The organism is Pseudomonas sp. AGC41 (assembly GCF_057334555.1).
Genome location: NZ_JBHFJB010000015.1, coordinates 9,920 through 21,462, shown reverse-complemented (window position 1 = coordinate 21,462; position 11,543 = coordinate 9,920). Strand labels below are relative to the sequence as shown.

8 protein-coding genes are annotated in these 11,543 nt (G+C 64.3%); 2 read left to right on the top strand and 6 right to left on the bottom strand.

What is annotated here, in order from left to right; genetic code table 11:
- Positions 1–30: 30 nt before the first annotated feature.
- The 5 genes from ACE04F_RS02055 to ACE04F_RS02035 form a co-directional block, all read right to left on the bottom strand.
- A complete protein-coding gene (locus ACE04F_RS02055; protein ID WP_486104415.1) occupies positions 31–1,356 on the bottom strand; it encodes an alginate export family protein in 1,326 nt (441 codons plus the stop codon).
- Positions 1,357–1,438: 82 nt separating this feature from the next.
- A complete protein-coding gene (locus ACE04F_RS02050; protein ID WP_486104413.1) occupies positions 1,439–2,788 on the bottom strand; it encodes an aminotransferase class III-fold pyridoxal phosphate-dependent enzyme in 1,350 nt (449 codons plus the stop codon).
- Positions 2,789–2,799: 11 nt separating this feature from the next.
- Positions 2,800–4,221 (bottom strand): aldehyde dehydrogenase family protein, encoded by a 1,422-nt coding sequence (locus ACE04F_RS02045; RefSeq protein WP_486104411.1) that lies wholly within the window; start codon positions 4,219–4,221, stop codon positions 2,800–2,802.
- Positions 4,222–4,306: 85 nt separating this feature from the next.
- The gene (locus ACE04F_RS02040) at positions 4,307–5,755 is read right to left on the bottom strand and encodes an APC family permease (protein ID WP_486104409.1); all 1,449 of its coding nucleotides are present in this window, start codon (positions 5,753–5,755) and stop codon (positions 4,307–4,309) included.
- A 125-nt stretch (positions 5,756–5,880) separates the two neighbouring features.
- A complete protein-coding gene (locus tag ACE04F_RS02035; protein ID WP_486104407.1) occupies positions 5,881–6,132 on the bottom strand; it encodes a hypothetical protein in 252 nt (83 codons plus the stop codon).
- Between the two features lie 106 nt (positions 6,133–6,238).
- On the opposite strand from ACE04F_RS02035, the gene ACE04F_RS02030 reads away from it, so the two are divergent.
- A complete protein-coding gene (locus ACE04F_RS02030) occupies positions 6,239–7,405 on the top strand; it encodes an efflux RND transporter periplasmic adaptor subunit (protein WP_486104405.1) in 1,167 nt (388 codons plus the stop codon).
- Between the two features lie 3 nt (positions 7,406–7,408).
- A complete protein-coding gene (locus tag ACE04F_RS02025) occupies positions 7,409–10,504 on the top strand; it encodes a multidrug efflux RND transporter permease subunit (RefSeq protein ID WP_486104403.1) in 3,096 nt (1,031 codons plus the stop codon).
- Positions 10,505–10,510: 6 nt separating this feature from the next.
- Here the strand turns inward: ACE04F_RS02025 and ACE04F_RS02020 are convergent, their stop codons facing one another.
- A complete protein-coding gene (locus tag ACE04F_RS02020) occupies positions 10,511–11,413 on the bottom strand; it encodes a hypothetical protein (protein ID WP_486104401.1) in 903 nt (300 codons plus the stop codon).
- Positions 11,414–11,543 lie beyond the last annotated feature (130 nt).

The following is an 11,543-nucleotide window of genomic DNA, read 5'->3' as shown; positions in this document are numbered from 1 at the left end:
CGCCACAGGGTTTAGCGAACAGCCCCTGCCTCAAAACGGCACAGCCACTGTCACCTGGCTATAAACATTGGTGCCATTGCCCGCCACTTGATTGCCCCCTGTCGTCGCATCCCGATCCGGTTTGTAGAGGCCTACCAGCGGCGTAATGATCAGGTGCTCGTTCACCGCCCACTCGGCGTACAGATCCAGCTCCCGGGCATCCAGGTTCAGGGCGTTGTCCTTACGCACCGTGTTGAAGTCGAAGTACAACGCACCAAGGGTCAGGTTCTCCAATGGCCCGGCGGTCAGCCCGAGATGGTGGATGCCGGTATTGCTGTTGAACGGGCCGGCATAGTTCCCCGCGACTTCGCCCTGGAACCAGGTGCCATAACCGGTGCTCTGGCCGGTGAACAGCGAGTCCCATTTCTGCGAATAACGGGTGTAGCGGTAGGTCAGCTTCGGCGTCCAGGCGATATCGGCAAAGGTGTAGCCGGCCTCGGCGTACCAGGCGCTCTGCGGGCCGGCGTCCTTGTCTTGCCAGGCGTATTCGAAGGCCAGGCTGGCGTTCTCGATGCCGACATTGCCCTCGCCGCGAATACTGTAGACGTCCATGCCCTTGCGCTGCCGCTGGAAATCACTGGCCCAGCGGTCGTTCACGTCCAGGCCATGCACCCAGGTCAGCCCCAACGTACCGGCCTGGGTGGTGTAGTCCAGCGTGCCGGCGGCCAATTCGGTTTCAGCCTGGGCACGGTTGTCGGACTTGAGCCACAGCACGCTGCCGTGCAGCCCATCCTGCCCACCCAGGCGCAACACGGCGGTTTGGTCAAACGCATGCCGGGCAGCCAGGTAATAGGCGCCACCACGGTTCAGACGCCCGTCCGCCGGGCCTTTGCCCAGGTTAGGTCCGTCATCGTTGATGAGGAATCCCCGGCCCAGCTTGACCACTTGGCGGCCGCCCGAGATATCGATGCCGTCCCGTCCCAGCACCGGGAACAGGTCGGCGGAGCGCCAGCCCAGGTAAGCATCTTCGATCTTCGTCGTGCGCTCGCTGCCCAGCGTATTGCCGGCCGCGTCACCATCGCCCCAGGTGGCCGAACTGACCAGGTTGAACGCGCCGTAGGCGGTGCCATGACCGGCCAGGCCCTGGTCGCCGCTTAATCCGTACTTGATGAAACCCTCACGCCAGGTAGAACCGCCGGGCCTGCCATCGTAATTCTTGCGGCTGTTGAAATGGCCGAACACCGCGAGCATGTCGGCGTTGAGGTGCGTGTCGTCATCGGCATACAGCTCATAGGCCTGGACCTGGCTCGCGGCGCAGAGCGCCAGCGTGCAGGCAAGACCACTGCCGAAAAATTCCATACGCGCTAGGGACCGCATGGCTGAGCTCCTTGTGGTGCGCCTTTGCAGGCTGCTTTTTTATTTGCGGAGCCGGCGCAGCACGCTACGCCGGTGGGTCGGGTCAGCGGCAGCTGGCGAGCGCGTCATCCAGCGCGTCGACCATCAAGCCGGCCTCATCGGAGGTGAGGGTCAGCGGTGGCGAGAGGACGATCTTGTTACCGATCGGGCGCACCAGCACGCCGGCGCGGCGCGCATGCTCGGCGATGCGCGAGGCCAGCCCGGTGGCCGGGTCCAGCGGTTCACGGGTGGCCTTGTCCGCCACCAGGTCGAGGGCGATCATCAAGCCCTTGCCGCGCGCTTCGCCGACCACCGCGTGACGTTCAGCCAACGGTTGCAGTTGCTCCAGCAACTGGGCGCCGACATTGCCGGCGTTGCGCGGCAAATCTTCAGCCTCGACGATGTCCAGCACCGCCAAAGCCGCGGCGCAAGCGGTCGGGTGTCCGCTGTAGGTGTAGCCATGCATGATCACGCTGCTGAAACCCGGCCCGTTCTCGATCGCCTCGACGATACGCCGGTTGAACACGGTGGCGCCCATGGGCACGTAGCCGGCCGTGATGCCCTTGGCCAGGCACAGTACGTCTGGCGCGACGCCCCAGCCACGACTGCCGAGCATGCAGCCGGTGCGGCCGAAGCCGGTTACCACTTCATCGGCGATCAGCAGGATGCCGTGGCGATCGCACACCTCGCGCAGGCTCTTCCAGTAGTTGGCCGGAGGGACGATCACGCCGCCGGCGCCCTGCACTGGCTCGGCGATCAGCGCGGCGATGGTCTGCGCACCGAGCAAGGCGATCTGGTCCTCCAACTGACGAATGCAGTGGGCGGTGAGCTCCTGCGGGTCGCGGCACTCCCAGGGGTTGCGGTACAGCCAGGGCGTGTCGAGCAAATGGCAGCCGGCCAACAGCGGGCCGTGGTTGTAGTGATAGACGCCGTTGCCACCCACCGAGGTGCCGCCCATGTGCACGCCGTGGTAACCGTTGCGCAACGACAGAAAACGCGTGCGTCCGGGCTCGCCGCTGGCGATCCAGTATTGGCGGGCCATTTTCAGCGCCGTCTCGACTGCGTCGGAACCACCGGAACTGAACAGCACCCGCTCCATGTTTTCCTCGGCAAACATCGACGTCAGCCGCTCGGCCAGATCGAACACCCGAGGATGCGCGATGCCGTCGAAGGTCTGGTAATACGCCAGCTCATCCATCTGCGCGGCGATGGCCGCCTTCACCGAAGCACGGTTATGGCCGACGTTCACGTTCCACAAGCCGCCGACACCGTCGAGCATGCGATGGCCTTCGATGTCGGTGATGTAGTTGCCATCGCCCCGGGCAATGACCAAGGTCTTCGAGCGGTTCGCGGGGGCCGATGAACTCATCGGGTGCCAGAATTTCTTTTGCGCTGTCTTGTAGTGCTCGTACATGGTTGCAGTCCTCACTGTGTTTCACGCTTGCGTACGTACAGCAGTTGCTGGCCGGTGAATTCCAGCAACCCTTCAAGGCCGAACTCGACGCCGAACCCGGACATCTTGCTGCCGCCAAACGGCGTATTCGGCTGGATCTGCGCGTGGCAGTTGACCCAGGCCACGCCGCTTTCGAGGCGACTGGCCAATGCCTGGGCCTGCTCGATATCGCTGCCCCAGACCGAGCCACCCAAGCCCATGTCGCCGGCATTGGCGCGGCGCAGGACATCCTCGACGTCCTGATAGGCGATCAATGGCAACACCGGGCCAAACTGTTCCTCGTCCACCAGGCGATGGCCATCGGTGACGTCGGCGACCAGGGTTGGCGGGTAGAAGAAGCCCGGCCGGTCCAGTCGCGCGCCGCCACACAGCACCCGCGCGCCATGGCCACGGGCGTCGGCTACCAGCGCCTCCACCAGCGCCAATTGTTCAGCGTTCTGCACCGGGCCGAAGGTCACCTCGGGCTCCAGGCCATCGCCCACTACCTGGCGCGCCGCAATGCGCGTCAACGCATCGGCAAAGGCCTCGTATTGGGACTGATGGACGTACAAACGCTTGAGGGCGGCGCAGGTCTGGCCCATGTTGAGGAAGGCCGCCTGGAAAATATCCTCGGCCACCGCCCCGACCGGCGTGCCGGGCAGCACGATCGCAGCATCGTTGCCGCCCAGCTCCAGGGTCAGGCGCTTGAGGTTGGCGGCGGCGCCGCGCATCACACTCTGGCCGGTGGCGGTCGAGCCGGTGAAGACAATCTTCTGAATACCGGCGTGAGCGGTGATCGCGCTGCCGAAACCTTGTTCACCGGTCACCACACTGATCACGCCATGAGGCACATGACCGGCGATGATTTCCACCAGGCGCAGGGTGCTCAAGGGTGTCAGGCTTGAAGGCTTGCTGATCACGCAGTTGCCAGCCCGCAACGCCGGCATGATGTGCCAGACGGCGATCATGAACGGCCAGTTCCACGGTGTGATCGAGGCCACCACGCCCAAGGGTTTGCGATGCAGCTCGATGCGCTGGGTCGGGGTCTCTTCCACCAGTTCGACGGGAATCTGCTGCTCGGCGGCATAGCGGGTCCAGGCCGCCGCGCCCATGACTTCGGAGAACGCCAGCGCCAGCGGCTTGCCCTGCTCCAGGACGATGAGCCGGGCCAATGCGTCGGCCTCCTGCTCGATATCATCGGCGATATCGAGCAAGCGTCGGCGGCGGTCATCGTGGCTGCTGTGGCGCCATTCGATGAAGGCCGACTGCGCCGCTTCGACAGCAAGGTCCAACTGCGCCAGGGACCCGGCCGGGCAACGGGCGAACGCGGTACCGGTGGCCGGATTGAGCACATCGAAGTGGCCATTTTCACCGTTGACCGGGAGCCCATTGATAAGCATTTGATAATCGTGCATGGAACCTTCCTTTCACGCACTGCCGGACCGTGCGGAACGGCAGCGAACGGGTTTTCTGGGTGACTGGCGTTGCCGGGTTGGCGCCCTAGAGCTTGTGGCTACCCAGTGCGCTGTATCGCTCGGGCGCGACCTTGCGCAGTCGGGCGGCGAGGAACACGCCGACGATCAGCGCGACGGGAATGACGGCGCACAGGCCGTAGGACAAGAGCTGGCTCGCGCCGGTCAGCACATCGAAATGCAGCACGGCAAGGGCCAGCACCGCGAGTAACGCCAGGCATGAAAAGCCGGGAAGGATTCGACCGCGCCACAGCCCGAGTTTCAGTTCCGGGTGTTTGCGGAAATAGACCAGCACCGCAGCCGAAGTGAGCGCCATGAGCAGGATGACGCAGAGGGTGGCCAGGTTGGAGAACCAGGCGAACAGTTGCAGGATCGGGTCGGCGTCCAGCGCGGCGAAAATCAGCACCACCACCGCGGCAATCAGGCTTTGCAGGACCGAGCCCATGTATGGACTCTGGTGTACGCGATGGGTCGTCCCCAACCGGCTATGCAGCAGCCCGTCCCGGCCGATGGCGTAGAAGTAACGCGCCGCGGCATTGTGGAACGCCAGCAGCCCGGCGTAGATGCTGACCATGAACAGCACGCGGATGACCTGGGTCAGCTGCGGGCCGACAAAATGATCGGACAGGCCGTAGATGAACGTGGTCGGATCCTGCAGCGCCTGCAGGGTCGGGACGATCTTGTCGGCCCCGACGCCGATGACCATGGCCCAGACCGACAGCGCATAAAAACCACCGATCAACAGCACCGACGCGTAGGTGGCAATGGGAATCGTGCGCTGCGGGTTCCTCGCCTCCTCGCCGTAGATGGTCGTCGCCTCGAAGCCGATGAACGCGGCAAAACAGAACAACAGGCCGATTGAAGGCGTGCCGCTGAATACGTGGCTGCGGTCAAAAGAATCGAGATTGATGCCACTGTCGCCACCGGAGTTGAGCATGGCGAAGTCCAGCGTCAGGATCGCCAGGTATTCGGCGATGACCACCACCGACAACACCCGGGCCGACAGGTCGATCTTGCGATAGCCGAGAATCGCAACGCTCGCCATCGCCAGCAGCGAATAAGCCCACCACGGCAATTCGAGGCCGAACATGCTGGCCATCGTGCCGCTGACCACACCGCCGAACATCCCGTACAGGCCGACCTGGAGAATGTTGTAGGCAAACATCGCCAACACGCCCGCCGCCCCGCCCGCCAAGCCACCAAGGCCACGGGAGGTAAAGGCGTAGAAGCCGCCCGCGTTGGTCATGTGCCGGGACATGGCGGTGTATCCCGCCGAAAAGGCCAGCAACACCAACAACGCCAGAAGCAGCAGCGCGGGCGTACCGGCGCCGTTGCCCAGCATGATGCCGATGGGAAAGCCGCCGGCGATCACGCTCAGGGGGCTCGCCGCCGAAATCACAAAGAAGATGATGAAGCCGACACCCAGGGCGCCGCGCTTCAACTCCGTCGAGCTATTGATCGGGAAAGATACGCTCATTGTTCTTGACCTTATTGTATGAGGCAGTATTGCGGGTTCGGGACGGCCAACGGCGCCGTTCGCCAAAAGCTTATTGTTCTGGTTGTACGCTGGAACCGATGCTATGCCCTCGCCAGAACCCTCCGCTATCCCAAAACGGCAGCATCCGAAGCGATGCCCCAAAACTGCTCAGCCAATGCGGTGATGCTGCCAGTCCCCGCCGCGTCGCCGACGCGCAGGGAACTGGAGCGGCGTCTACGAGATAGCTGTTTTTTGATCGTTCCCACGTTCTGCGCGGGAATGCATCCCGTGACGCCCTGCGTCACCTGCCAGAAGTGGAACGCGCAGCGGCCCTGGCGACATTCCCGCGCCGGAGCGTGGAAACGATCGAGGAGCAATTTCGGATCCAGCGCGGTTACACAATTTCACAGAGCGCCTACAAAGCTTCACCCCTGACCTTGGCTCCGGTCCCTACCATGGGCGGTTCAATATTGGGGAAGCACCATGTCCAAGATTCCTTTCGTCACACTGGGCCTGTTGGTCGGGGCGTTGCTGAACGGCTGTGACAGCGCCTCGCCCCCGGAAGAATCCGCACCGCTGGCAAGCGTGCGTATCGAGACCGTCCAGGCCGGGCCACTGTCGATCAGCAACGAACTGAGTGGCCGTATCGCCGCGCCACGGGTGGCCGAAGTCCGTGCGCGGGTAGCCGGCGTGGTCTTGCAGCGAGTGTTTCGAGAAGGCCGCGACGTCAAGCAGGGCGACGTGTTGTTTCGCATCGACCCGGCGCCGTTCAAGGCCGACCTGGACAGCGCCGAGGCGGCGTTGCGCAAGGCCGAGGCCAATGCGTTCCAGGCCCGGTTGCAGGCGCAGCGTTATGCCCAGTTGATCGATGACCAGGCGATCAGCGGCCAGGAATATGACAATGCCCGCGCCGCCGTGCGCCAGACCGCAGCCGACGTCGCAGCCAACAAGGCGGCCGTTGAACGGGCGAAGCTGAACCTGGGCTACGCCACGGTGACCGCACCGATTTCCGGGCGCATCGGCCGGGCCCTGGTGACGGAAGGCGCGCTGGTGGGGCAGAACGAAAGCACGCCACTGGCGCTGATCCAGCAATTGGACCCGATCCACGCCGACCTCACTCAATCGACCCGCGAACTCAATGAGCTGCGTCGCGCGTTCCGTGCGGGGCAACTGCAAGCCGTCGGCCAGGGCCAGGCCAAGGCCACCTTGATCCAGGACGACGGCAGCCCTTATCCGCTGCCGGGCAAGTTGCTGTTCACCGACCTCAGCGTCGATCCGAGCACCGGCCAGATCACCCTGCGCAGCGAGTTTCCCAACCCCGACCTCGACCTGCTGCCCGGCAGCTTCATTCGCGTGCGCCTGGAACAGGCGGTCAACCGCCAGGGCATCACCGTGCCGCAACGGGCGATCCTGCGCGACAGCGCCGGCGTCGCGCAGGTGCTGCTGCTGGACGCCGAGCAGAAGATCAGTCAGCAGCCGGTGCAACTGGGCGCGGCGCAGAACGATCGCTGGATCGTCACGCAGGGCTTGAAACCGGGCGATCGCATCGTCGTCGAAGGCCAGCAGCACGCCCGTCCCGGCGAACAGGTCCAGGTCGACGACGCCCCTCTCCCCCTCGCCCAGGTTCCCGGGCCACAGGCAGGACACTAAGCCATGCCGCATTTTTTCATCGACCGCCCCGTCTTCGCCTGGGTGGTTGCGCTGTTCATCCTGCTGGCCGGGATCCTGGCCATTCCGCAACTGCCGGTGGCGCAATACCCGGTCGTGGCTCCGCCGCAAATCGAGATCTACGCGGTGTACCCGGGCGCTTCGGCGCAGACGGTGGACGAAAGCGTGGTCAGCCTGATCGAGGAGGAGCTCAACGGCGCCGACAACCTGTTGTATTTCGAATCCCGGAGCAGCCTAGGCAGCGCGACGATCACCGCGACCTTTCAACCGGGAACGAACCCGGAACTGGCCCAGGTCGACGTGCAGAACCGCCTCAAGGCCGTGGAGTCGCGCCTGCCGCAAGCGGTCACGCAGCAAGGCTTGCAGGTGGACAAGGTTTCCGCCGGCTTCCTGCTGCTGATCACCCTCACCTCCAGCGACGGCAAGCTCGACGACGTGGCGCTCAGCGATTACCTGGCGCGCAACGTGATGAACGAGATCAAGCGCCTCGACGGTGTCGGCAAGGCCCAGCTGTACGGTGCCGAGCGAGCCATGCGGATCTGGATCGACCCGCAGAAGTTGCTGGGCTTCAACCTGACCCCGGCCGACGTCAACGCTGCCATCGTGGCGCAGAACGCCCAGGTCTCGGCCGGCAGCCTCGGCGACCTGCCGAGCCGCAGCACCCAGGAAATCACCGCGACCATTGTCGTCAAGGGCCAGCTCTCGACCCCGCAAGAGTTTGCCGACATCGTGCTCAAGGCCAACCCCGACGGCTCCACGGTGCGCATCGCCGACGTCGCGCGGGTGGAAATCGGCAGCCAGGAATACCAGTTCTCCACGCGCCTGAACGGCAAGCCGTCCACTGCCGTAGCCGTGCAGCTGTCGCCAGGCGCCAACGCGCTGGACACCGCCACCCTGGTGCGCGCAAAAATGGACGAGTTGTCGCGCTACTTCCCGGCCGGCGTGGAGTACAAGATTCCCTACGACACGTCGCCGTTCGTCAAGGTCTCAATCACCAAGGTGGTCTATACCCTCGGCGAGGCGATGCTGCTGGTGTTCGCGGTGATGTTCCTGTTCCTGCAGAACATCCGCTACACGCTGATCCCCACCCTCGTCGTGCCGGTGGCGCTGATGGGCACCTTCGCGACCATGCTCGCGCTGGGGTTCTCGATCAACGTACTGACCATGTTCGGCATGGTGCTGGCCATCGGCATCCTGGTGGACGATGCCATCGTGGTGGTGGAAAACGTCGAGCGGATCATGGCCGAGGAAGGCCTGTCGCCCAAGGAAGCGACGCGCAAGGCCATGGGCCAGATCACCGGGGCGATCATCGGCATCACCCTGGTGCTGGTGGCGGTGTTCATTCCGATGGCGTTCATGCAGGGTTCGGTGGGCGTGATCTACCAGCAGTTCTCGCTGTCGATGGCGACGTCGATCCTGTTCTCGGCCTTTCTCGCGCTGACCTTGACCCCGGCGCTTTGCGCGACCTTGCTCAAACCGATCACCCAAGGCGATCACCACGCCAAGCGCGGTTTCTTTGGCTGGTTCAACCGTGGCTTCGACCGGTTCGGCAACCGCTACCAGGCTTGGGTCGCCTACGCGATGAAACGCAGCGGCCGCTATCTGCTGATTTACGGCGTGCTGCTGGTGGGCATGGGTCTGCTGTTCAGCCGCCTGCCCTCCTCGTTCCTTCCGGTGGAAGACCAGGGCTATACCATCACCGACATCCAACTGCCGCCGGGCGCCAGCAAGAATCGTACGGTGCAGGTGGTGGAACAGATCGAGGCGCACAACGCCGGCGAGCCTGGGGTCGGCGACAGCACGGTGATCCTCGGTTTCAGCTTCTCCGGCAGCGGGCAGAATGCGGCCCTGGCGTTCACCACCCTGAAGGACTGGTCGCAGCGCGGTGGCGACGATTCGGCAGCGTCCATCGCCGATCGCGCCAACCAGGCCTTCGCTGGCATCAAGGACGCCATGGTGTTTTCCGTGCTGCCACCGCCGGTGGACGGCCTCGGCACCTCCAGCGGCTTCGAGTTCCGCTTGCAGGATCGCGGCGGCCTCGGCCACGCCACGCTGATGCAGGCCCGCAGCGATCTGCTCGCCGCCGCGGATAAAAGCCCGGTGCTGATGAACGTGCGCGAAAGCGCCCTGGCGGAAGCGCCGCAGGTGCAACTGGAAGTGGATCGGAAACAGGCGAATGCCTTGGGCATCTCCTTTGCCGACGTGGGCAGCGTGTTGTCCACGGCGGTGGGCTCAGCCTACATCAACGACTTCCCGAACCAGGGCCGCATGCAGCGGGTGGTGGTGCAGGCCGAGGGTGACCAGCGCAGCCAGGTCGAGGACCTGCTGAAGATTCACGTACGCAACAGCAGCGGGAAGATGGTGCCGCTGTCGGCGTTTGTCCAAGCGCGCTGGACCCAGGGGCCGGCGCAGTTGACTCGCTACAACGGTTACCCGGCGGTGAGCATTTCCGGCGAGCCGGCGCCGGGCTACAGCACCGGGCAAGCCATGGCCGAGATCGAACGGCTGGTGGCCCAGGGGCCCAAGGGCATGGGCCAGGAATGGACCGGCCTGTCCCTGCAGGAGCGCTTGTCCGGCAGCCAGGCGCCGATTCTGCTGGGCCTGTCGCTGCTGGTGGTGTTCCTGTGCCTGGCGGCGCTGTACGAGAGCTGGTCGATCCCGACCTCGGTGCTGCTGGTGGTGCCGCTGGGCGTGCTCGGCGCCGTAATGGCGGTGTCGTTGCGTGGCATGCCCAACGATGTGTTCTTCAAGATCGGCCTGATTACCATCATCGGCCTGTCAGCGAAGAACGCCATCCTGATCATCGAATTCGCCAAGAGTCTCTATGACGATGGCCATGACCTGCTCGACGCCACGCTCCAGGCCGCGCGCCTGCGCCTGCGGCCGATCATCATGACCTCGCTGGCGTTCATCCTCGGCGTGGTCCCGCTGGCGATCGCCACCGGAGCCAGCTCGGCGAGCCAGCAGGCGATTGGTACCGGCGTGATCGGCGGGATGATCAGCGCCACGCTGGCGGTGGTGTTTGTCCCGGTGTTTTTTGTGGTGGTGATGAAGCGGGTCGCGCGCAGCAAAACGCGTTGAGGCTGGCTAATTTCCCTGTGGCACAGCCTGGCTCTCGACGCTGGCCAGGGCTTTGTCCGCCAGGCGTCGTACCCAGCCGGCGTCCCTGTCATTGACCACCGCATAACGGTCCGGCGGGAAAAACATCCAGTGATGGGCAACCTCCGCGAGGCGCTTGATCTCATCGGCAGACATCCAGTAAGGCGTCTGCGTCATTGGCAAAGGCGCACCGTCGAAACGCCGGCCAAGCGCCAACTGGGTGCCGGGAGCGAAGGCAATCGCCAGTTGCTGCCGGGGTTGCATCTGCTTCTCCGGCGCGGGCATCTGCCCTACCCGTCGGTAGCAGAAATCGCCGGGAAACTCCTCCTTGAGCACCAACCAGTGTCCGGCCTCGGTCATGGCCAGGATCCACTGCGACACGCCGGAGCTTTGCACCCGCACCAGCTTGTCGTTTTTCCATACCATCAGGCTGCTGCAATCGGGATCAAAGTCGTTGGCCCACAGACTGATGGCCGAGATCAGCGTATGACGCTCAAGCTCGACCAGCCCTTGATCGGGCATCGATTGCCAATAGTGCTTGGTCGGGTCGCGCGAATCGCGCAGGTAATTGGACAATATCCACCCCGCCACGAAAAGCAGCGTCGCCAGCGCCAGCCAGCCCAGGGAGTCACCGACGATCCGATCAACGTCCAGGTCCGGTGCGAACAACTTCTGGCTCAGGCCCAGACACGCCAGGAACACCACGCCCGGCAGCACCAGGCCCATGCTCAATGGCGGCAGCAGTACGACCAACCAACTGAAGTCATGCATGGACGCACGGTCCCGCGCCCAGGCCAGCTCCTGCGCAAGCATCGGGGCCTGCTCTCGCGGACCGATACCTGGATCAGGGGTCTGGAAGCGGAAGAATTGCGTGTGGGAGTCGTCGCGCATGGAGGCGTCATTTCTCTTGAAACGGTCGCGCATCTTCGGCGATTTCTGATTGCGCGAACAGTCTCTCCAGAGTTCCCATTCCTGTGTGGCTGAACCCGCGCTTTCGCGAGCAGGCTCGCTCCCACAGGGG

Coding starts and splice junctions, on each gene's coding strand:
- ACE04F_RS02055 (WP_486104415.1), bottom strand. CDS start 1,356: ATGCGGTCCCTAGCGCGTATGGAATTTTTCGGCAGTGGTCTTGCCTGC.
- ACE04F_RS02050 (WP_486104413.1), bottom strand. CDS start 2,788: ATGTACGAGCACTACAAGACAGCGCAAAAGAAATTCTGGCACCCGATG.
- ACE04F_RS02045 (WP_486104411.1), bottom strand. CDS start 4,221: ATGCACGATTATCAAATGCTTATCAATGGGCTCCCGGTCAACGGTGAA.
- ACE04F_RS02040 (WP_486104409.1), bottom strand. CDS start 5,755: ATGAGCGTATCTTTCCCGATCAATAGCTCGACGGAGTTGAAGCGCGGC.
- ACE04F_RS02030 (WP_486104405.1), top strand. CDS start 6,239: ATGTCCAAGATTCCTTTCGTCACACTGGGCCTGTTGGTCGGGGCGTTG.
- ACE04F_RS02025 (WP_486104403.1), top strand. CDS start 7,409: ATGCCGCATTTTTTCATCGACCGCCCCGTCTTCGCCTGGGTGGTTGCG.
- ACE04F_RS02020 (WP_486104401.1), bottom strand. CDS start 11,413: ATGCGCGACGACTCCCACACGCAATTCTTCCGCTTCCAGACCCCTGAT.